Raw genomic sequence first — 19,858 nt, 5'->3', positions numbered from 1 at the left:
GACCCAGGGCCGTTCTCCGCCAATGTTCCCGGAGGACTATCCAGAGTCCGAAAAAGTCTGTATTCTTCGAGGCACTGTTGATCCGAGATTTGTGTTTCAGAACACGTCCGGACCATATTTTGTGTCTGCTTGCTGGGGCAGCGGACCGTGCAGGGCACGGACGCCCTGCGCTTCGAAAATCTCGAGGAGGAAGCTCTAGTGTCAAGCATGCCCGGTCTCAGCGGAGCTGAACGGACCACCACGGTGGTCATCGGCGCCGGCCTTCCCGGCCTGGCAATCGCCACCGAGCTTCGGCGGCGAGGGGTGGACTCCATCATCGTGAGCGGGCTGGAGTCCCCGGGCGGCGGCCAGACGTCCCAGACGCCGCCCCTTCAACGGTGCGACGCCGCCGATGGCTCTTCGCGGGAGGAGCGCAACGAGATCCTGCGCCACCTTCGCAACTATGCTTCGAGCCACCAGCTGGACATCCGCAGCGACACCTCTGCGGTGCTGCTGGACAAGATGGGATCCGGGACAGCCGGACCCACCCTCCACCGGTGGGCCGTCCACACCCCCGACGGCGTACTGCTGGCGGACCATATCGTGCTCACGCGCTGCGCCAACAGCCAGCTCCGCAGGATGCTCACTGATCTCGGCATCTCGGTGGGTCAGAACCTGGTGGCTGCCATGCGCGCTATCGGCATCTATCTGGTAGGGGTGGGCGGGCTCATCACCCCGACACCCAAGGAAGTGCTCCGCCAGGCCAAGGTGGTGGGCCAGGCCATCTCGGCCAAGGTTCACCCGGACAGCGTCCCCTCAGTCCTCACGGGAAGCTTCGCGGCCCTCCCGGCCTCCGTCCAAGCCGTGTAACCCGGCTACGACGACAGGCCTCCCGGGCGCGCCCCGGTGCCCTCACCTTCGGAGTCAGCCGTATCCCCCGCGCCGGAATCCTCGTCGTCGCTCCCGGCCACGAGCCTGCGGCGAGCGAGGACACCGAGTGTAACCAGCAGCCCCAGCGCCACGGCTGCGAACACCACCAGGCTCCACGGGAACGGTTCCGAGGCGTCCGGCACCTTGTCCGGAGCCGGGGTGATTCCCGGCTGGGGTGTGCCTGCCGTGGGAACCGGAGCGGCCGCCGTCGAGCCTGCCGCCCCGGCGGTTGCAGTGAAAGTGAAAGTCCCCTCAATGGGGTGCGAGTCCGAACTGACCACGCGCCAGACCACCGTGTACTTGCCCGCAGGCGCGCCGTCCCGCAGCTTCTGCGAGGCCACGTTGTCAACGATCTCCACCTTGCCGTCTGCCCAGTCGCTTCCGGATGCGTCGCTGACCTTGATCTGCGAGCCCAAACCGAGCGGGTTGTTGTTAAACGTGACGGACACCTTCGCGGGAGGCGTTGCCACGGTGGCACCAGCGGCCGGGCTGCTGGACTCGGCGGCGTCATGGGCTGAGGCCGGGCCGGCGCTGAAAAGCATCGCGGCAAAAGCGACGGCGCCCAGTACGGCGATGAGCAGCTGGCGGGTGGAACGCATGGGCGGATTTCTCCTCGTGTTGGCTTCCTTACAGACTAGGCGAATTTGCCTGGGAGGATCCCTTCAACCCAATAGGATTCAACCAACCCCAAAACTCCCGGAGGACTAATGCTTAAGCAGGGCTCTGCACTGGACCGGTATTTCAAGATTTCCGAACGGGGGTCCAACTTCTCCCGCGAGATCCGCGGCGGTTTTGCCACGTTCTTCGCCATGAGCTACATCGTGGTGCTGAACCCGCTGATTCTTTCCGGCCCGGATTCCTCCGGCGCCACGCTCGGCTTTCCTGCCGTGGCTGCTGTCACCGCATTCGTGGCGGGCATCCTCACCATCCTCATGGGCGCCTGGGCCAAGCACCCGTTCGCCATGGCCACGGGGCTGGGCGTCAACGCGTTCGTGGCCGTCACCGTGGCCACCAACCCGGGGCTGAGCTGGCCGGACATGATGGGCCTGGTCCTGCTGTCCGGCGTCACCATGCTGATCCTGGTCCTCACCGGATTCCGCATCGCGGTGTTCAAGGCTGTTCCGGACGGACTCAAGACGGCGATCGTGGTGGGCATCGGCCTGTTCATCGCCCTGATCGGGCTCGTCAACGCCGGGTTCGTGCGCCGCATCCCGGATGCGGCCGGCACCACTGTCCCGGTGGGCCTGGGCTTTGACGGCAAGCTCCTGGGCTGGCCCACGCTGGTATTCGTGTTCGGCCTCATCCTGACCATCGGCCTGCTGGTCCGCAAGGTCAGGGGTGCCATCCTGATCGGCATCATCGCCTCCACCATCCTCTCCGTCATCCTGGAATTCACCCTGCACATCGGCCCGAGCTTCGACGGCAAGAACGTCAACCCGCAGGGCTGGTCCCTCGTTGCCCCAACGTTCACGGAGTGGGCTGCCCCGGACCTTTCCCTGATTGGCAAGGCCAACCCGCTTGGCGCCTTCGAACACCTGGGCTTCATCGCCGCGACACTGCTGGCGTTCGTGATCCTGCTGAGCATCTTCTTCGACGCCATGGGCACCATGGTGGGCCTGGCCAACGAGGCCGGAACCGTGGACAAGGACGGCAACATCCCCAACGTTGACCGGGTGCTGCAGGTCGACGCACTCGGCGCGATCGTGGGCGGCGGCGCGTCCGTGTCCTCCAACCAGATCTTCGTCGAATCCGGTGCAGGCATCGGCGAAGGCGCACGGACGGGCCTGGCCTCGATTGTGACCGGGCTGCTGTTCCTGGTGGCCATGTTCTTCACGCCGCTCATCAACCTGGTGCCGTTCGAAGCCGTGGCCCCCGCCCTGGTGGTGGTCGGCTTCATGATGGTGGCCCAGGTGGGCAAGATCGACTGGAAGGACTGGGGCATCGCCCTTCCGGCCTTCCTGACCTTTATCCTGATGCCGTTCACGTACTCGATCGCCAACGGCCTGGGCGCGGGCTTCATCGCGTATGTGCTGGTCCGCACTTTCCAGGGCCGCGCACGGGACGTTCACCCGCTCATGTGGGCCGTCGCCGCCGCGTTCCTCCTGTTCTTCGGCATCGGCACCCTCGAGCAGGCCCTGGGCATGGCCTAACCGCGTTCCCCTTCGCCGAGGTGGCATTTTGCGGCAGTGTTTTTCGAGAACATTGCCGTGAAATGCCACCTCGCCGTTTAAGCCGAATGGCCCGGGGCGCGGTTCCGGGATTTCAGACAGGACGACGACGGCCTGGCTGGTTTTCGCTGACTGCATGCGGTGAGCTTGAAGCATGGATTTTCCCGCGCTTTCCGTTGATGCCCAGCCCCAGCCCTGGACGGGGCGTTTCGACGGCGACGGCGATGCGCACCGCCGGTGGTGGCAGGCGGTGGCCCCCTACACGGCGGCCGCCGGCGGAGCCACCGCTCCAGACAAGGCTGCCCGCCCGGCAGTGATCCTCGGCTTCTGCAGCGATGAGGGCGTGCGGCGCAACAAGGGCCGGACCGGCGCCGCCCAAGCGCCTGCCGTCATCCGGAAGGCGCTGGGGCCCCTGGCCTTCCACCTGCGCAGGCCTGTCCTTGACGCCGGGGACGTGGCAGTCACGGACCGCGGACTTGAAGCCGGACAGGCCCGGGCCGGGGCGGCGGTCGCAGCACTGCTCGACGCCGGCAACCTCACCGTACTGCTGGGCGGCGGCCACGAAACCGCCTTCGCAAGCTACCTCGGTGTGGCCGGATCCGAGGCCGTCCTAGGGGGCAAGCGGCTCGGGGTGCTGAACCTGGATGCCCACTTCGATCTCCGCGACGAAGCCGCGCCCAGCTCGGGCACGCCGTTTCTCCAGATGGCCCGGGCGGAAGCCGCTGCGGGGCGCGAACTGAAGTACGCCGTCGTCGGCATTTCCGAACCGAACAACACGCGTGCACTGTTCGACACCGCCCACCGCCTCGGGGTGGAATATCTCCTGGATGAGGACTGCACAGCGGACGCGGTGCACGCGTTCGTTGCGGACTTTCTTGCTGACATTGATGTCCTGTACCTGACCATCGACCTCGACGTGCTGCCGGCGTCGGTTGCCCCCGGGGTGAGCGCGCCGGCGGCGTTCGGCGTCCCGCTTCCGGTGATCAGCGCTGTGTGCCGCCAGGCCGCTGCCAGCGGGAAGCTGCTGCACGCGGACGTGGCGGAACTCAACCCGGCACTGGACCTCGACAACCGCACGGCCCGCTTGTCGGCGCGGCTCGTCAACACCCTGCTGGCGTAGGCCAGCGGGCGGGTCCTCAAGTCACATCAGCACCGTTCGGCACCGTTCAGCACCGTTCAGCGGCGCGGGGCCGGCGTGGCAGGCCGGCTCGTGGCCGGGCTGCCCGGCGGGCGGGCAGGTTTAGCTGCGGGCGGCCGCGGAGCGGGGGGAGGCTTCCTGACCATTGCAGCGGGCGGCTTGGGGAAGGCCGCCGCCGGGTAGAGGCTGGCCACCCTGAGCATGTAATTTGCCCATTGGGGTCCGGCGATCATGTACCCGTCGATGCGGCTGTAGAACTTTCCGTTGATGGTCAGGTTCCTGCCGGGCCGCTGCTGACCCTCCAGCGCGTCGCCGAAGAAGGACGCTGTGGCCAGCCCGGTAGTGTAACCGAGGACCCACGTGGCGCCGTTGCTGTTGTTCGTTCCTGTCTTGGCCGCGACGGGGACCCGGCTTTGGACCTTGGGGTTGATGTAGATGCCCGATCCCACCTTAAGCACATCCTGAAGCGCCGCATTCACTCCGCGGGCCACGTCCTTGTCTACGGCGTCGCGGCAGCTGGGGGCCTGACCCGGCAGCGGCTGGCCGGCAACGTCCGCCACCCGCAGGACCGCGAACGGCTCACAGTAGCGGCCATCGGCGGCGAAAGTCGCGAAGGCATTGGCCATGTGCAGCGGTGCCACGCCGGTGGCGCCCAGCAGATTGCCCAGCTGGTGCATGTTGACCGGGGTGCCGTCCAGGCCGCTGTGGATGCCTACGGCGTCGACCATGTTCTGAATTCCGCAGAAGTCCAGCTGCGACGCTGAGGCAAACGTGGCCGTGTTGATGGAGTTGTACAGTCCGTAATTGACGGGCATCTTCCGGTAGTAGCCGTCCGAGGCGTTCTGAAGGTCGTCGGCGGCTTCCAGGCCGGCCCTTCGCTGTTTCGTGCTGTAGGCGCCGAGCACTTTCCCGCAGGAAGACCGCCAGCGGAATCCCAGCGGGTACTCCCGCTTTGAGGCGTCCACCGTCTCCGTCATGGTCCTGCCCTCGTGCAGCCATTCGGCGAAGGTGAACGGCTTCATGGTGGAACCCGGCTGGAAGCCGCCAGCGCCGTTGAGGTCGTTGCCGTTGACGTCCTTGGAATCCACGTTGAAGTTCAGCTGGGTATCGAACTTTCCGCGCTGGGGAAGGAACACCGTATTCTGCGCCATGGCGAGGATCTTGCCGGTTCCAGGCTGGACGGAGACCAGGGACGAGCCCCATTTGGCCGGATTAGCCCCGGCCGTCGAGTCCACCTGTGCCTGCGCGGCCGCCTGCAGCCTGCTGTCCAGCGTGGTGGTGATGGTCAGCCCGCCACGGTACAGCTTTTGCTCGCGCGCCTGGGTGTCCGGGCCAAACGCCGGGTTGTTGAGGATCAGATGGGTGACGTAGTCGCAGAAGTACGGGGCTATCGCGGCGGCGGCACAACCCTGCCGGGACGGCCTGACCTTCAGGCCCACGCCGGAGGCTTTGGCGGCGTCATGCTGTTTCTTGGTGATCTTGCCCTGTTCCAGCATCGCGTCCAGGACCTGGTTGCGCCGCTTGACGGAGTTCTTCGGATTGGTCACCGGATCATAGAAGCTGGGGCTGTTGACCAGCCCGGCCAGCAGGGCCGACTGCGGCAGGGTGAGTTTGCTGGCCGGAACGCTGAAGAAGTACTGGGCGGCCGCCTCGATGCCATACGCGTTGCGGTTGAAGAAGACGATGTTGAGGTAACCCTCGAGGATCTGGTCCTTCGTGTACTTCTTTTCCAGCGCCATGGCGAGCCGCATCTCGCGCAGCTTGTCCCCCATGCTCTTCTGGCCGCTGAGGACCACCTGGTCCTCGCGTCCTGCGGATATCAGGGACTCGTTGGCCACGTTGGTGACGTACTGCTGGGTGAGGGTAGACGCCCCCTGCCGCTCTCCGCGGGTGATGTTGCTGGTCAGCGCCCGGAGAACACCCTGGGTGTCCACTCCGCTGTGCTCGTAGAAACGGCTGTCCTCGATGGCCACGAGCGCGTTCCTGATGAACGGAGACATGTTTTTCAGCGGGACCCGCACCCGGTTTTCGTCATAGAAACTGGCGATCAGCTTTCCGTCCGCGGTCACCATCCTGGTGGTTTGCGCCGGCGTTTGCACCGCCAGGTCGGTTGGAAGGCTGTTGAAGTAGGAGATCGACCGGCTCACCCCGGTGCCGGCCAAGGCCGCCGCCGGTACGATGAAGCTTGCCACCAGGACCCCGCAGATACCGCTCACGACCACGAACCCGAGCATTCCCGCCAGGGCCCGGGCTGCCCGGGACAAAAACCTCTTCAGTGCCATGCTTCCAGCTCACCACGCATCCCGCTTGATTTCACGATACGCGCCGCCCGTTACCCGATCCACATCCGGCCGCCCCGGCCCGCGGGCGCTCCAATCCGGCCGTGAATCCGGCTGTAACGGGACGGGTGAAAAGGACAAGACAATGCCGGTCAAAGCGACTGTCAAATGCCAGTCATCTTACGTCTGACCCGATGGGCGGGTAGAATAGTCTCCGGCATCGGCACGAATCACAGAAAGTTTGGCACATGAGCACAGCAACAATGGAGCGCCCAACCGCTTCGTCTCCCGCGTTAGGCTCGTCGGCTTCCCGGTCCATCCACCTGGCCTTCACCAGCGCGGACCAGGTCCACGAGGGCTTGGAAAATGCGGTTGAAGCCCTGATCGAAGCAGCTGCCCAAGAAGGCACCTGCGGCATCCGGGTGACCCGGCTTGAACCCGGCCGGTACACCGTCGCCCTCGACGATTCCGTCCCCTTTGGCGAAACCCACGAGGACATCGCAGCTTAACACGCAAAGAGCCCCCGCCCCTGGTCTCGCCCCGCTGAAAAGCGGGCGACCCCGGGGCCGGGGGCTCTCTTGTGCCTAAACCCTTTTACTGACGGGTCCTGCCACGTGCGTTAGGTCCGGACCACGTGCGTTAGGCCCGGCGGACCTGCACGCCGTCGGACTTCATGTAGGGCTGCGTCTCCGAATGCCCGCTGCCTACGAGCCAGAGAACGTTGCCGCTCCGCGAAATCTCCTCAACCTCGCCTGCCGCAATGACATGCGCATGCTTGAGGATTTCGACCCGCTCGCCCGGCCGCAATGATCCCCAGTTGGAAACCGTTGCAGCGTGTGCGATGCGCCTGGACAGGACTGCCCCGCGTGCTTTCATTTGAACTTCTACCCCTTTGTGGATGTTCTTCCGCCACAGCATCGTCGATGTGACTTTCACTACACCTTCAGTTCTACTACACTCGGCGGGCTCGTTCCCGGAGCGTTGCAGAGTATTTCGGCGGCGCTGGGAAATGTTTCCCGGCGCCGCATATTGTTCTGCCTCAGGCAAGGATTCCGACGGCGGATTCGGCTGCCGCCCGCACCTCGCCGGACGCCACCAGCAGGTCCGCCGCTTCCAGTTCCGGCGACAGGAACCTGTCCGTCCCCGGACCGTCGACGACGTTGCGCAGCGCGGCGACGACGGCGGTACCGGCCGGACCCGGAGTCAGTTCACCGCCGGAAAGCTGCGTGCGCATGTCGATGGCCCGGGCAGACGTCACGAGTTCGATCGCCAGGACACGGCGCAGGTTCTCCACTGCCTTCCGGAGCTTGCGTGCGGCATGCCAGCCCATGGACACGTGGTCCTCCTGCATGGCGGAGCTCGGAATGGAGTCCACCGAGGCCGGAACCGCAAGCCGCTTGTTGTCAGAGACCAGCCCCGCCTGCGTGTACTGCGCGATCATCAGCCCCGAGTCCACGCCCGGATCACCGGCGAGGAATGCGGGCAGGCCGTGGGAGCGTGCGGGATCCAGCATGCGGTCGGTGCGCCGTTCGGCAATGGAGCTCAGGTCGGCCACAGCGATGGCCAGGAAGTCCAGCACGTACGCCACCGGAGCGCCGTGGAAGTTGCCGTTGGAGGAGACGCGGCCGTCCGGAAGCACCACCGGATTGTCGATGGCGGCTGCCAGTTCGCGCGAGGCCACGAGGGCGGCGTGGTCCACGGTGTCCCGGACCGCCCCGGCCACCTGGGGTGCGCAACGCAGCGAGTACGCGTCCTGCACCTTGGAGTCCCCCACCCGGTGGGAGGCCACAATCGGGGAATGGGACAGCACCCGCAGCATGTTGTCCGCGCTGGCAGCCTGGCCCGGGTGCGGCCGCAGGGCCGCGTGGAGTTCGGGCAGGAACACCTGATCGGTACCGAGCAGCGCCTCGACGCTGAGGGCGGCGGTGATATCCGCCGTCGTCAGCAGTAGCCGTATGTCCGCGATGGCCATGAGGAGCATTCCGAGCATGCCCTCGGTGCCGTTGACGAGTGCCAGGCCCTCCTTCTCCGCGAGCGTGACGGGTGCGATCCCGTGTGCGGCGAGGAGGTCGGCGACCGGGCGGCTGCCTTTGGCTCCGTAGAGCTCGCCGTCTGGTCCCGTCGCCTCGCCCTCGCCCATCAGCACGAGCGCGCAGTGCGAAAGAGGCGCGAGGTCGCCCGAGCAGCCCAGCGAACCGAACTCGCGGACGACCGGGGTGATGCCTGCGTTGAGCACGTCCACCATCGTCTGCAGCACCACCGGACGGACACCGGTGCGGCCGGACGCGAGGGTCTTGGCCCGCAGGAACATGATGCCGCGGACCACTTCGCGCTCCACGGCCGGGCCCATGCCGGCGGCGTGACTGCGGATGAGCGACTTCTGCAACTGGGTGCGCAGCTCATTGGGGATGTGCCGGTTGGCCAGAGCCCCAAAGCCCGTTGAGATTCCGTATGCGGGGACGTCGCTGGAGGCGAGGTCGTCGATGTGGGCCCGGACCTCGGCCACCGTCTCCAGCGCTTCGGTGGAGATGGTCACCTTCGCGTCGTGGCGCGCTACGGCGACGACGTCCTCGGGGGTCACTCCGCTGGAACCGAGGGTGACTGTCAGGGGTGCTTGCGTTGTGATGGTCATTGATATCTACCTAGGTCTAATTGTTAGCCGGTCCTCCGATCGATTGCTCCGTAACGGCCCTTTTCAAGGCTCAAAACGGCACCTACGGAGCAATCGACGAGGTTTTCGCGAGCTGGGGTTAGCGGGATTCTGACATGGGGATGCGGACGCCGCGTTCCTTGGCGACTTCGACGGCGCGGTCGTAGCCGGCGTCGGCGTGGCGGATGACGCCCATGCCGGGGTCGTTGGTGAGGAGCCGTTCGAGTTTCTGCGCGGCGAGGTCGGTGCCGTCGGCGACGGAGACCTGGCCGGCGTGGATGGAGCGGCCGATGCCGACGCCGCCGCCGTGGTGGATCGAGACCCAGGTGGCGCCGGAGGCGGTGTTGAGCAGGGCGTTGAGCAGCGGCCAGTCGGCGATCGCGTCGGAGCCGTCGGCCATAGCCTCGGTCTCGCGGTACGGGGAGGCCACGGAGCCGGAGTCGAGGTGGTCGCGGCCGATCACGATGGGGGCCTTGACCTTGCCTTCCTTGACGAGCTGGTTGAAGAGCAGGCCGGCTTTGGCGCGTTCGCCGTAGCCCAGCCAGCAGATGCGGGCCGGCAGGCCCTCGAACTCGACGCGCTCGGCGGCGGCGTCGATCCAGCGGTGCAGGTGCTTGTTCTCCGGGAAGAGTTCCTTGATGGCCTTGTCCGTGACGGCGATGTCCTCCGGGTCACCGGAGAGGGCGACCCAGCGGAACGGGCCCAGACCCTCGCAGAACAGCGGGCGGATGTAGGCCGGGACGAAGCCGGGGAATTCGAAGGCACGGGGATAGCCGCCCTTGCGAGCCTCGTCGCGGATGGAGTTGCCGTAGTCGAACACCTCGGCGCCGGCGTCCTGGAATTCGACCATGGCCTGGACGTGCCTGGCCATCGAGGCCTGGGCCTTCTTGGTGAAGCCTTCAGGATCGGCGGCGGCCTCGGCCTGCCATTCGGCCACGGTGATGCCTTCGGGCAGGTAGGACAGGGGGTCGTGGGCGGAGGTCTGGTCGGTGACGATGTCGACGGTGAGCTCGCCGGCGTTGTGGCGGCGCAGGATCTCCGGGAAGACCTCGGCGGCGTTGCCGACGTAGCCGACGGACCAGCCGCGGCGTTCTTCCTTGGCCGCCAGGACCTTGGCGATCGCGGCGTCGAGGTCAGTCTCTACTTCGTCGAGGTAGCGCTTGCCGGCACGGCGGCGCAGGCGGGTCTCGTCGACGTCGACAATCAGGCAGGCGCCGTCGTTCAGCGTGACGGCGAGGGGCTGGGCGCCGCCCATGCCGCCGCAGCCGCCGGTGAGCGTCAGGGTGCCGGCGAGTGTGCCGTTCTCATCGCCGGTGAGCTTGCGGGCGATGGCCGCGAAGGTTTCGAAGGTGCCCTGCAGGATGCCCTGGGTGCCGATGTAGATCCATGAGCCGGCGGTCATCTGGCCGTACATCATCAGGCCCTCGGCCTCGAGCCGGCGGAACTCGGGCCAGTTCGCCCAGTCGCCCACGAGGTTGGAGTTGGCCAGGAGCACGCGCGGCGCCCACTCGTTGGTGCGGAAGACGCCGACCGGCTTGCCGGACTGGACCAGCAGGGTCTCGTCCTTCTCCATGGTCTCCAGGGTGCGGGTGATGGCATCGAACGCGGCCCAGGACCGGACCGCCCGGCCGGTGCCGCCGTAGACCACAAGGTCATCCGGGCGCTCGGCGACTTCCGGGTCCAGGTTGTTCATGAGCATGCGCAGGGGGGCTTCCGTCTGCCAGGACTTGGCGGTGAGCTCGGTGCCGCGGGCTGCTTTGACCGGGCGGGCACCGGTGGTGAAATCGGCGGGTGCCATGGTGGCTCCTTCGTGTTGCTGTTTTGGGAGAGCGGAGTGCTTCTGTATCTACTAAAGCCCCTCCCCGGCGGCGTAAACAGGGGTTTCAGAGCGCACCTGTCCGGTATTCCAGACAAGGCCGCTCATCAAAAACCATGGCAGGAAGGTAGGTACACGTTGTCGCTGAAACAATCCCGTGAGTCCCACGCCGTGCCGAGGTCCATGGTTTCGTCCGCCACGATCCGGGCATGCTGCCATGAAATGCTGCCCGCCTGCAGCGCGGATGGTGTCATCTGCAGGCCGGCCGTCAGGACGGAGGCCTCGTACAGCAGGGCACTGGCGGCGCTTTCACTGACCGTCAGGACACAGGCGACCTCAGCAGGACAGTCTGAAATCGAAGACACGAACTGCCCGTGAGCCTCATCACAGCTTCGCCAAACATGGTCTGCTGGATAGCGATCCCCCTCCCAATGACGAGAAGGTATTCGCATGCAACAAGCCCCAACAGCAACCAAGCCGGCACTGGACGGAACCGACGGAAAACCCGCCGGGACCACTGGCACAGCAGTCAGCGCCGCCGTCGAAACCGTTCTGCACCGTGGTCTCAACGTCCGCCACATCCGCTTTATGGCCCTGGGGTCGGCAATCGGCACGGGACTGTTCTACGGCTCCGCTTCCGCCATCCAAAAGGCCGGTCCGGCCGTGCTGCTGGCCTACATGATCGGCGGCGCGGCGGTCTTCATGGTGATGCGCGCCCTCGGTGAAATGGCCGTGCGGCATCCCGTTTCCGGCTCCTTCGGCCAGTACGCCAGCCGGTACCTGGGCCCGTTCGCCGGTTTCGTGACCGGCTGGACCTACGTCTTCGAGATGGCGATCGTGGCCATTGCTGATGTCACGGCATTCAGCATCTACATGGGCTTCTGGTTCCCGGAGGTTGAACGCTGGATCTGGGTCCTGGCCATCATCTTCTTCCTGGCCGCACTGAACCTGCTGAGCGTCAAGGTTTTCGGCGAGTTGGAGTTCTGGTTCTCCCTGATCAAGGTTGCGGCCATCATCGGCATGATCGCCGGCGGCGCCGCCATCATTGTCTTTGGCTTCCACACCGGAGGGTCCACGGTGGCTCCCGGGCTGGGCAACCTCGTCGGACACGGCGGCCTTTTCCCCAACGGCTTCGAAGGGCTCCTTGCCTCGTTCGCCGTCGTGATGTTCGCCTTCGGCGGGATCGAAACGATCGGCATCACCGCCGGTGAGGCGGCCGACCCCAAAAAGGTGATCCCGAAGGCCGTCAACACCGTACCCGTCCGCGTGCTCCTGTTTTATGTGCTGACCCTGGGTGTGCTGATGAGCCTGTTCCCGTGGAACGAAATCGGCAGCGGCGGCAGCCCGTTTGTACAGATCTTCAGCGGGCTGGGCATTCCGGCCGCACCGCACATTCTTAACGCAGTGGTGATCACGGCGGCGCTGTCCGCGATCAACAGTGACATCTTCGGGGCCGGGCGCATCCTGTTCGGCCTGGCGCGCCAGGGCCACGCCCCACAGAGCTTCGCGAAGGTGTCCCGCCACGGGGTGCCGTGGATGACGGTGGTGATGATGACCGGCATTCTGCTGGTGGGCGTGGTCCTGAACGCCGTCATTCCGGAGGACGTCTTTGTGCTGATCGCCTCGATCGCCACCTTCGCCACAGTGTGGGTCTGGGTGATGATCCTCGCCTCCCATGTTGCGATGAAGCGCGAGATCGCCCGCAGCGGCCTCCCGGCATCGGAATTCCCTTCCCCCTGGTGGCCGGCGGCGTCGGTCCTGACCATCGGCTTCATGGCCGTCGTGATCGCCGTCCTGGGAGTTTTCGAAGACACCAGGGTGGCGCTCTACGTGGGCGCCGTCTGGCTGGGCCTGCTGTTGCTGGCCTACCGCTTGTGGGTCCGCGGCCATGGCCTGGCCCGCGCGGAGCTCGTGGATGAGACCGCGTCCCTACCCGTGGTGGACGCGGCCAGCGCATCCTCCACACACGCCCGGCGGTAAAACGTTCCGCCGGGCAACGCACAGGCGCCCGGCCGCCGCCCGCCCGGCGCCGGACTACTGCGCCGGGCGGCCGTGGATCCGGACCGACAGCTCGTTGGCCACCCTCTGCACCCGGGCGGCGAGCGCCGGCCACTGGTCCGCCGGCAGTTTGTCCTCGAGGAACGTGACGGCGACTGCCGCCGTCGGCCATCCCAGGTGATCCGTGACGGCGGCGGCGATGGAGCCGAAGCCCGGCGTGACTTCACCATGTTCCGTGGCATAACCGCGCTGGCGGACCTGGTCAAGATGCGAGGACAGCGCCGAGTATTTCATGATGGCGCCCTCCACCTCGTGCCGGGCGCTGAACGCGGCAGCGTTCGGATAGAGCGCCCGCACCTGGGACTTCGGCAGCGCAGCAAGGATGGCACGGCCGCTGGCGGTGAGATGGCTCGGAAGCCGGACGCCGACGTCGGTCACCAGCGACGGCCGGTTCTTGGCCCGCTCCTCCACGATGTACAGGACGTCGCGCCCGTGCAGGACCGCGAGGTGCGCGCTTTCGCCGATCGCGTCCACGAGCGAGGCCAGCACCGGCCGCCCCAACCGGGACAGCGGTTCCTGCCGCGAATACGCGGAACTGAGCTCGAAGGCGCTGATGCCGAGGCCGTAGCGCTGCTCCTCGTGGAGGTGCAGGACGAAGCCGTTCGCCTCCATCACGCCGAGGAGGTGATAGACGCTGGAACGCGGCAGTCCCAGGGCGGTGGCAATGTTCGACGCCGCCATCGGCCCGCGTTTGGAGGCCAGCAGTTTGAGAATGCGAAGCGTATTTTCTGCCGCCGGGACTTTCGACGCCGCCTTCGCCGCCTTTACCGGAGCCGCTGCTTCCCTTTGCAGGGGTACGACCGCTGTCATTTTTCCTCCGTCGTTCAGGTTCCGGAATGAAGTCGAGTCCGGGATACCGTACTTAATCGTGCACCTTCCGCCGGTTATAGGTATCAGGCTGAGGCGCCAAGGTGTCTGGAATGCCAGACGGCGCTCAGCGGAGCATCCCACGCCGTTCCGGCGCAATTGCCTCCACAGGCAGGTAGTACCCATGAGACCAAGTGTTACCGCTGGGAAAATTGGGGTAGTTGCTACTCGTGTGCCTCTTGGGTGCGCTGTCTAGTGTTGTTCCCACGGTGCACCCCGGCTTGGAGAACTCTCCGACAATCGCTACCGGATCCGCACCGCCAGTGAATCGACGAATGGTCACACTGCGAAGGAGTGGTTCCGATGACCCAGTTCACCGCCGAAGCCCCGGCTACCTCCATCCGAGCCGGACGGCTGTCCGGTTTCCTGAGTAAAACACTGAGCCGCGCACGGACGGCGGCCATCCCCTACAAGATCGGCGACGCAGTGGTGGGCGATGACCCATTCAACGGCCGGCGGGAAGGCATCGTGGAGCTGAGGAACGGCAATTCCGTGGGGTTGAGGTCCTCCGGGCGCGTGTACTTCTACGATTACCGGCAGCTGAGGCGGCCGGAGTAGCCGACAGCGTCCCGTCCGGCCCTACAAAGGAGTGCGTTTTCCATGTCCATTGCAAACTTACCCACCGCCTACCTGACCATCGCAGAAGTCGCCGCGGCGATGCGGGTGTCGAAGATGACCGTCTACCGGCTGGTCAAGTCCCGGACGCTGGCCTCCGTCCGCTTCGGGAAGTCCTACCGCATCCCGGAATCGATCGTGGAGGACTACATCCGGCAGTCCGGCGCACCGGCAGATTAGCAGACCTGCTGATTAGCGGGCTCAGGCAGCCTTCGGAAAGACCCCCGCGCCCGCTAGCCCGGAGCGTGGCGCCGTCCCCACTTTGGCGCAGATCCAGCGGCCGAGTTCCGTGGCGCGCACCGGATCAATGGACGTTTCGAACCCGGCACGCCCCAGCATCCACGCCAAGTCCTCCGTGGAGACGTTGCCGGCGGCACCGGGGGCAAAGGGGCAGCCGCCCAGGCCTCCTACCGCGCTGTCGAACACCCCGACGCCGGCCGCCATGGCCGCGTACGTATTGGCCAGGGCGGTGTGGCGCGTCTCGTGCAGATGCGCCCGCAGCCGCACGTCGGTTTCCGAGCGCAGCCCGGCAAACACCTCGCCGACCTGCCACGGGACGGCGCAGCCAATGGTGTCTGCGAGCGCAACCTCAGCCAGCATCGCGCGCTGCAGTGCGCTGCGGACCACCGAGAGGGTCTGCTCCTGGGACACGTCGCCCTGGTAGGGGCAGCCAAATGCGACGGCGGCCGTCACTGTGAGCGGAATCGAAGCCGCGGCAGCGATCGAGGATACTTCCTCCAGGGAGTCGAGGGCCGCGGCCACGGTGGTGTTCTGGTTTGCGGCGGCGAAGGCGTCCGTCACCGGCAGTACGTAGTTCATCTCGTCCACGCCCGCGTCAACGGCACGGACGGCACCCCTGGTGTTCAGGACCAGCCCGATGAAGCTTGCACCGGTATCGCGGGGCACCCCCGCCATGACCGCATCCGCGTCCGCCATCTGCGGGACTTTCCTTGGGTTTACGAAGCTGACGGCCTCAATCCGGCGGGCACCCAGGGAGATGAGCTCGTTGATGAGCCGCAGCTTGTCGTCGGTGCTGACGGGCACCTTCTCGTTCTGAAGTCCGTCCCGGGGACTGACGTCCACAATGGAAACGTCCCGTGCGGCCTGTACATCGTTCATCAGATGGCACCTTCGTCTTTGGCGTCCTGCAGTTCCTTGTCGGAGAGCCCGAGGAGCCCCTCGTAGATGTCCCGGTTGTGGGAGCCCGGCGTCAGCGGGCCGCTCCAGCCGATCTGCCCCGTGCTCCGCGTCAGCCTGGGAATGATCCCGGGCTGGACCACGGTACCTAGCTGTTCGTCCGGCACGTCCACCAGCATTCCCCTGGCGCGAAGCTGGGGATCCTCGAAGATGTCCTCGATGCTGCTGACCGGGCTGTTCGGTACGGAGTGCCGGTCCAGGAGCGAGGTCAGCCCGTCATGGCTATAGCCGGCCGCCCATTCGGCAATCAGGGATTCCAGCTCTTCCTGGTGCGCGCCCCGCGCCGCGTGGTTGCTGTAGCGCGGGTCGGACGTCAGTTCGGGGCGTCCCATGGCGGCAGCAAGCCGCACGAAGACCGAGTCCTGGTTTGCGGCAATCACCACCCACTTGCCGTCACTGGAACGGAAGATGTTCGACGGCGCGATCCCCTTCAGTCCCGAGCCGCTTGGTCCCGGGACGACGCCGGTTGCCGCGTAATCGGGCACGGCGCTTTCCAGGAGTGAAAAGCATGCTTCCACGAGGGACACGTCCACCACCTGGCCCGTTCCTCCCCGCGCGTCCCGCCAGTACAGGGCCAGCAAAATGCCCTGCAGGGCATAGAGCGACGCCAGGCTGTCCCCGAGCGAGATGCCGGTGCGGGGAGGTGCCTGGTCCGGATAGCCGTTGAGGTAACGCAGCCCTCCCCGGGCCTCGGCCACGGAGGCGTACCCTGGCTTTTGCGCATCCGGTCCCGTCTGGCCGTAGCCGGACACCCTGGCAATGATGAGCCCGGGATTTACCTTCCAGAGTTCCTCGGGGGCAAGGCCCAGCTTCTCAAGCGTGCCGGGACGGAAGTTCTCGAGGATCACGTCAGCTTCCTGGCAGAGTTCCAGGAAAAGCTCGCGTCCGCGCGGCGATTTCAAATCGAGCGTCACGCACTTCTTCCCGCGGGACTGCACGGACCACCAGAGCGTGTGCCCATGAACCCGGGCCCTGCCCCATTCCCGCATCGGGTCCGGCCTGTCGGGCGATTCGATCTTGATGACTTCCGCACCGAAGTCGGCAAGTTGACGGCCTGCGAAGGGACCCGCAATCAGGGACCCGAGTTCAAGGACACGCACGCCGGCCAAGGGCCCGGGGGCGTGCCGCATGGCGGGCTCGGTGGCAGTGCGGGGCTCGTCGCCTCGCGTGCCGGTCTCGGAAGCGTTCACCATTGGGGACTCCTGTTCTGCCGGCGCCGGCAAAAATCCGTGGCAGGCGTCACAGATTCGGTTAGCAGGGAGCCTATTGAGCAGTTCTCCTCGGGCGCCAGACTATTTCATATTGTGGACCTAAATCCACGATGTGGATAGCCCCTCCTGTGGAATTGTTCCCCCGATAACCCGCGTTGACTCTTCCGCCGCGGCAAGAACGGGCTCAACCCAGGAGGCGCAGACGTCGTACGGCATTCTCATGGCGGGACCCATGACAGTGAGCGCCCCATACAGTTCGGCCTGTGGCCCAAAGATCGGGGCCGAGATTCCGCTCGCGCCAGAGACGCGCTCGCCGGTGGTGATGGCGAACCCGTCAGCCTTGGTCCTGGCGACGGCGGCCTCGAGGTTTGCGGCGTCAGTGATGGTCTGGTCCGTCAGCGAGCGGAGCCCGGAGCGGTAGACCTGATCGGCCACGTCCGGGTTCCACGCCAGGAGGACGCGCCCTGCGGCACCCACGTGCAGCGGCATGATTTCGCCCACCTGCACCACTCTCCTGAGCATTCGCCGCGTCTCCGCCAGCGCTATGCATACCCGCTTTCCCTGCGACTCCCGGAAAACGCAGGCAGTCTCACCGAGCTCATCACGCAATCTCCGCAGCACGGGCGTCAGCAGTTCAAGGAAGTCCAGACCTTGGGTGGCCGGGGCGGCCCAGTGGGCCATCCGGACCCCCACGCGGAATCTGTCCCCGTGCCGGTCCAGGATGCCCTCCTGGACCATGTTCGCCACGAGGCGCTGGACGGTTGAGTGGGGCACGCCGGTCGCGGCCCGGATCTCGGCCAAGGACAGCTCTGGCTGGGCGAGGGAAAAAGCGTCCAGGATGGACGTGATCTTCCGGAGTACCAGCAAAGGCGTCGCCGATGATTCGTTGGGGCTCATGGACAAAGTGTATGAGCCCGCGGTTCAGGCGCCGGCCCATTGGTCCGCTTGGCCATCAAACTCCCGCCGGCCGTTGAGTGTGACTCGGGTTACTGCTAGCATCAGGTCCACATCATGATGGTGAACCCACGATGTGGCAATCTAGTCCCAACTCGTCAGAGCCGACGCGGCGGGGCTGGAGTCGACGCACAAAATGTCCGACCGAGTAAGAAACAGCAGCGATAACAATCGGCCACCCCCGGCCGGAAAGAGTGCAATGATGCCAGCTGCACAGGCAGACACGTCAACGTACGCGGTGGAGCTCACCGGGTGCACCAAACAGTTCCCCACGCCCGGGGGCGAGACCTACTTCGCCGTCCGCGACATCAACCTCAAAGTCGAGCCCGGCCGTTTTGTCTCGATTGTCGGTCCCACCGGTTCCGGCAAGTCCACCATCCTCAACATGGCGGCGGGGCTGCTGAACCCGAGCACTGGCGACGTGAAGAGCTTTGGGGAACCCGTGAGCGGGGTGAACCGACGCGCCTCCTACATGTTCCAGCAGGACCCCCTCCTGCCATGGAAGACGGTGCTCGACAACGTGAGCCTCGGCCTGACGATGGCCGGCGTGCCGAAGGCCGAAGCCCATTCGGAGGCACGGCGCTGGCTCGAGAAGGTTGGACTCAAGAATTTCGCAGATCGCTATCCGCACCAGCTCAGCGGCGGCATGCGCAAGCGAACAGCCATCGCGCAGGCCTGGATCGTCAACCCGGATGTCCTGCTCATGGACGAACCATTTTCAGCACTCGACGTGCAGACCCGCCAGATCATGGAGAACGAACTCCTTCAGCTGTGGCAGGAATCTGGCAAGGCCGTCGTCTTCATCACACACGACCTGGACGAAGCCATCGCCCTTTCCGATGAAGTGGTGATCCTCGGGGCGGGTCCCGGAAGCACCGTGGTGGGAAGCTACGAAATCGACATCCCGCGCCCCCGCGACCTGCTCGACATCCGTGATGACCCGCAGTTCGTGGCCCTGCACCGCGAGATCTGGGGCAGGTTGAAGATCGAAGTCTCAAAGACGTACGAAACGGCAATGGCGGAAGAGGGCGAAGTCGCGTGACTCTCGTGGGATCAAAGAAAAACGGGCTCCCGGCCGCGCTGGACGGCGGCACACGCCGGCGTGCCCGCAGGACCGAGATGTCCCCGCTGGCGATGCGAAGCACGCAACTCCTCCTCACCCTCGCGGTCCTCGGCGCCTGGGAACTTTCCGTACGGGCCGGGATCGTGGACGAATTCTTCTTCCCGCTTCCGTCGGATATCTTCCAGACCGTCTGGGCCTGGGTGTCCTCAGGATTCGTCTTCCCGCATCTGTGGATCACCATGCAGGAGGCCATCCTCGCCTTCCTGGTGGGGGCTGCCGCAGGGCTTCTCCTCGGCTTCGTCCTGGCCCGTGTGCGTTTCCTCGAGCGTCTGCTGGACCCGTTCCTGCAGATGTTCAATGCCCTCCCCCGCGTGGTGCTGGCCCCGATCTTCCTGCTCTGGTTCGGCCTGGGAATCTGGTCCAAGGTCGCGTTCGGCTTCACTCTCGTGTTCTTCATCGTCTTCTTCAACACCCTTGAGGGCGTCAAGAGCGTTGACCGGGTGCTGGTGGACAATGCACGGATGCTGGGGGCATCCGAGAAGCAGCTCCTCCGCCACGTTTTCATCCCCAGCGCCCTGACCTGGATTTTCTCCAGCCTGCACATCAGCGTGGGCTTTGCCATCACGGGCGCCGTGGTGGGCGAATACCTCGGAGCGTCTGCCGGTGTTGGCTACGCGATCGCCCAGGCACAGGGCGTCTTCGACACCAAGGGCGTCTTTGCCGGGATGTTCATCCTGATGATCGTGGTCCTCATCATCGACCTTCTCGTCAACCGACTGGAGCGACATCTGCTCCGCTGGCGCCCCGTGCAGTCTTCGTAGACAGTGCGGTCTTCCTGGACAGCCCAGCCCTCCTGGACCGTCCAATCGTCCTCAACCGCTAAGAGGCGTCCGGAGTCTCGGCGCCGAAACCAATCCACTATCACTGCCTTGA

Annotated in this window: 19 protein-coding genes; 9 read left to right on the top strand and 10 right to left on the bottom strand. The window is 65.7% G+C overall.

Annotated elements, in window-relative coordinates; genetic code table 11:
- The first annotated feature begins 207 nt into the window (after positions 1 to 207).
- The gene (locus LQ144_RS15470; RefSeq protein WP_230119601.1) at positions 208 to 849 is read left to right on the top strand and encodes an FAD-binding protein; all 642 of its coding nucleotides are present in this window, start codon (positions 208 to 210) and stop codon (positions 847 to 849) included.
- 5 nt (positions 850 to 854) lie between these two features.
- Here LQ144_RS15470 and LQ144_RS15465 read toward each other — a convergent pair whose 3' ends face one another.
- Entirely contained in the window at positions 855 to 1,508 is a 654-nt protein-coding gene (locus LQ144_RS15465; RefSeq protein WP_230119593.1) for a copper resistance CopC family protein, read from the bottom strand.
- A 108-nt stretch (positions 1,509 to 1,616) separates the two neighbouring features.
- Here LQ144_RS15465 and LQ144_RS15460 point away from each other — a divergent pair, with 108 nt between their 5' ends.
- Together LQ144_RS15460 and hutG are read left to right on the top strand one after the other, a co-directional pair.
- Entirely contained in the window at positions 1,617 to 3,059 is a 1,443-nt protein-coding gene (locus LQ144_RS15460; protein ID WP_230119592.1) for an NCS2 family permease, read from the top strand.
- A 172-nt stretch (positions 3,060 to 3,231) separates the two neighbouring features.
- Positions 3,232 to 4,197, top strand: a complete 966-nt coding sequence (gene hutG, locus LQ144_RS15455) for a formimidoylglutamase (protein WP_230119591.1) — start codon at positions 3,232 to 3,234, stop codon at positions 4,195 to 4,197.
- Between the two features lie 56 nt (positions 4,198 to 4,253).
- On the opposite strand, the gene LQ144_RS15450 is transcribed toward hutG, so the two are convergent.
- Positions 4,254 to 6,497, bottom strand: coding sequence for a transglycosylase domain-containing protein (locus LQ144_RS15450; protein WP_230119590.1), 2,244 nt, complete (start codon positions 6,495 to 6,497; stop codon positions 4,254 to 4,256).
- A 245-nt stretch (positions 6,498 to 6,742) separates the two neighbouring features.
- On the opposite strand from LQ144_RS15450, the gene LQ144_RS15445 reads away from it, so the two are divergent.
- Positions 6,743 to 7,003, top strand: coding sequence for a hypothetical protein (locus LQ144_RS15445; RefSeq protein WP_230119589.1), 261 nt, complete (start codon positions 6,743 to 6,745; stop codon positions 7,001 to 7,003).
- Between the two features lie 130 nt (positions 7,004 to 7,133).
- Here the strand turns inward: LQ144_RS15445 and LQ144_RS15440 are convergent, their stop codons facing one another.
- The 4 genes from LQ144_RS15440 to LQ144_RS23150 form a co-directional block, all read right to left on the bottom strand.
- Positions 7,134 to 7,370, bottom strand: a complete 237-nt coding sequence (locus LQ144_RS15440; RefSeq protein WP_230119588.1) for a hypothetical protein — start codon at positions 7,368 to 7,370, stop codon at positions 7,134 to 7,136.
- Positions 7,371 to 7,533: 163 nt separating this feature from the next.
- Complete coding sequence (hutH, locus tag LQ144_RS15435; protein WP_230119587.1) at positions 7,534 to 9,126, bottom strand: histidine ammonia-lyase; 1,593 nt, start codon at positions 9,124 to 9,126, stop codon at positions 7,534 to 7,536.
- A 118-nt stretch (positions 9,127 to 9,244) separates the two neighbouring features.
- Positions 9,245 to 10,942, bottom strand: coding sequence for a urocanate hydratase (locus LQ144_RS15430; RefSeq protein ID WP_230119586.1), 1,698 nt, complete (start codon positions 10,940 to 10,942; stop codon positions 9,245 to 9,247).
- Positions 10,943 to 11,067: 125 nt separating this feature from the next.
- Entirely contained in the window at positions 11,068 to 11,325 is a 258-nt protein-coding gene (locus LQ144_RS23150) for a hypothetical protein (RefSeq protein WP_354962161.1), read from the bottom strand.
- 85 nt (positions 11,326 to 11,410) lie between these two features.
- Here LQ144_RS23150 and LQ144_RS15420 point away from each other — a divergent pair, with 85 nt between their 5' ends.
- Positions 11,411 to 12,940 (top strand): amino acid permease, encoded by a 1,530-nt coding sequence (locus LQ144_RS15420; RefSeq protein WP_230119585.1) that lies wholly within the window; start codon positions 11,411 to 11,413, stop codon positions 12,938 to 12,940.
- A gap of 54 nt (positions 12,941 to 12,994) precedes the next feature.
- On the opposite strand, the gene LQ144_RS15415 is transcribed toward LQ144_RS15420, so the two are convergent.
- Positions 12,995 to 13,828, bottom strand: a complete 834-nt coding sequence (locus tag LQ144_RS15415; RefSeq protein WP_230119584.1) for an IclR family transcriptional regulator — start codon at positions 13,826 to 13,828, stop codon at positions 12,995 to 12,997.
- 360 nt (positions 13,829 to 14,188) lie between these two features.
- Here LQ144_RS15415 and LQ144_RS15410 point away from each other — a divergent pair, with 360 nt between their 5' ends.
- Together LQ144_RS15410 and LQ144_RS15405 are read left to right on the top strand one after the other, a co-directional pair.
- Complete coding sequence (locus LQ144_RS15410) at positions 14,189 to 14,443, top strand: hypothetical protein (RefSeq protein ID WP_230119583.1); 255 nt, start codon at positions 14,189 to 14,191, stop codon at positions 14,441 to 14,443.
- 42 nt (positions 14,444 to 14,485) lie between these two features.
- The gene (locus LQ144_RS15405) at positions 14,486 to 14,680 is read left to right on the top strand and encodes a helix-turn-helix domain-containing protein (RefSeq protein ID WP_230119582.1); all 195 of its coding nucleotides are present in this window, start codon (positions 14,486 to 14,488) and stop codon (positions 14,678 to 14,680) included.
- 21 nt (positions 14,681 to 14,701) lie between these two features.
- Here LQ144_RS15405 and LQ144_RS15400 read toward each other — a convergent pair whose 3' ends face one another.
- The 3 genes from LQ144_RS15400 to LQ144_RS15390 all read right to left on the bottom strand — a co-directional run bounded on the left by LQ144_RS15400 (position 14,702) and on the right by LQ144_RS15390 (position 17,805).
- Complete coding sequence (locus LQ144_RS15400) at positions 14,702 to 15,619, bottom strand: hydroxymethylglutaryl-CoA lyase (RefSeq protein WP_230119581.1); 918 nt, start codon at positions 15,617 to 15,619, stop codon at positions 14,702 to 14,704.
- Complete coding sequence (locus LQ144_RS15395; protein WP_230119580.1) at positions 15,619 to 16,890, bottom strand: CaiB/BaiF CoA-transferase family protein; 1,272 nt, start codon at positions 16,888 to 16,890, stop codon at positions 15,619 to 15,621. The genes LQ144_RS15400 and LQ144_RS15395 overlap by 1 nt, the downstream gene beginning before the upstream one ends.
- 117 nt (positions 16,891 to 17,007) lie before the next feature.
- Entirely contained in the window at positions 17,008 to 17,805 is a 798-nt protein-coding gene (locus tag LQ144_RS15390; RefSeq protein WP_230119579.1) for an IclR family transcriptional regulator, read from the bottom strand.
- A gap of 259 nt (positions 17,806 to 18,064) precedes the next feature.
- On the opposite strand from LQ144_RS15390, the gene LQ144_RS15385 reads away from it, so the two are divergent.
- Together LQ144_RS15385 and LQ144_RS15380 are read left to right on the top strand one after the other, a co-directional pair.
- The gene (locus LQ144_RS15385) at positions 18,065 to 18,904 is read left to right on the top strand and encodes an ABC transporter ATP-binding protein (protein ID WP_230119578.1); all 840 of its coding nucleotides are present in this window, start codon (positions 18,065 to 18,067) and stop codon (positions 18,902 to 18,904) included.
- Entirely contained in the window at positions 18,901 to 19,746 is an 846-nt protein-coding gene (locus LQ144_RS15380) for an ABC transporter permease (RefSeq protein ID WP_230119577.1), read from the top strand. The genes LQ144_RS15385 and LQ144_RS15380 overlap by 4 nt, the downstream gene beginning before the upstream one ends.
- Positions 19,747 to 19,858 lie beyond the last annotated feature (112 nt).

Source organism: Arthrobacter sp. Bi83, assembly GCF_918698095.1.
Classification (GTDB): Bacteria; Actinomycetota; Actinomycetes; order Actinomycetales; family Micrococcaceae; genus Arthrobacter.
Note: the sequence above shows the minus strand (reverse complement) of the source record. Positions and strands in the feature narration are given on the sequence as shown.

What these genes read in the sequence shown, in the direction of transcription:
- LQ144_RS15470 (WP_230119601.1), top strand. Translation starts at nt 208, where the DNA reads ATGCCCGGTCTCAGCGGAGCTGAACGGACCACCACGGTGGTCATCGGC.
- LQ144_RS15465 (WP_230119593.1), bottom strand. Translation starts at nt 1,508, where the DNA reads ATGCGTTCCACCCGCCAGCTGCTCATCGCCGTACTGGGCGCCGTCGCT.
- LQ144_RS15460 (WP_230119592.1), top strand. Translation starts at nt 1,617, where the DNA reads ATGCTTAAGCAGGGCTCTGCACTGGACCGGTATTTCAAGATTTCCGAA.
- hutG (WP_230119591.1), top strand. Translation starts at nt 3,232, where the DNA reads ATGGATTTTCCCGCGCTTTCCGTTGATGCCCAGCCCCAGCCCTGGACG.
- LQ144_RS15450 (WP_230119590.1), bottom strand. Translation starts at nt 6,497, where the DNA reads ATGGCACTGAAGAGGTTTTTGTCCCGGGCAGCCCGGGCCCTGGCGGGA.
- LQ144_RS15445 (WP_230119589.1), top strand. Translation starts at nt 6,743, where the DNA reads ATGAGCACAGCAACAATGGAGCGCCCAACCGCTTCGTCTCCCGCGTTA.
- LQ144_RS15440 (WP_230119588.1), bottom strand. Translation starts at nt 7,370, where the DNA reads ATGAAAGCACGCGGGGCAGTCCTGTCCAGGCGCATCGCACACGCTGCA.
- hutH (WP_230119587.1), bottom strand. Translation starts at nt 9,126, where the DNA reads ATGACCATCACAACGCAAGCACCCCTGACAGTCACCCTCGGTTCCAGC.
- LQ144_RS15430 (WP_230119586.1), bottom strand. Translation starts at nt 10,942, where the DNA reads ATGGCACCCGCCGATTTCACCACCGGTGCCCGCCCGGTCAAAGCAGCC.
- LQ144_RS15420 (WP_230119585.1), top strand. Translation starts at nt 11,411, where the DNA reads ATGCAACAAGCCCCAACAGCAACCAAGCCGGCACTGGACGGAACCGAC.
- LQ144_RS15415 (WP_230119584.1), bottom strand. Translation starts at nt 13,828, where the DNA reads ATGACAGCGGTCGTACCCCTGCAAAGGGAAGCAGCGGCTCCGGTAAAG.
- LQ144_RS15410 (WP_230119583.1), top strand. Translation starts at nt 14,189, where the DNA reads ATGACCCAGTTCACCGCCGAAGCCCCGGCTACCTCCATCCGAGCCGGA.
- LQ144_RS15405 (WP_230119582.1), top strand. Translation starts at nt 14,486, where the DNA reads ATGTCCATTGCAAACTTACCCACCGCCTACCTGACCATCGCAGAAGTC.
- LQ144_RS15400 (WP_230119581.1), bottom strand. Translation starts at nt 15,619, where the DNA reads ATGAACGATGTACAGGCCGCACGGGACGTTTCCATTGTGGACGTCAGT.
- LQ144_RS15395 (WP_230119580.1), bottom strand. Translation starts at nt 16,890, where the DNA reads ATGGTGAACGCTTCCGAGACCGGCACGCGAGGCGACGAGCCCCGCACT.
- LQ144_RS15390 (WP_230119579.1), bottom strand. Translation starts at nt 17,805, where the DNA reads ATGAGCCCCAACGAATCATCGGCGACGCCTTTGCTGGTACTCCGGAAG.
- LQ144_RS15385 (WP_230119578.1), top strand. Translation starts at nt 18,065, where the DNA reads ATGCCAGCTGCACAGGCAGACACGTCAACGTACGCGGTGGAGCTCACC.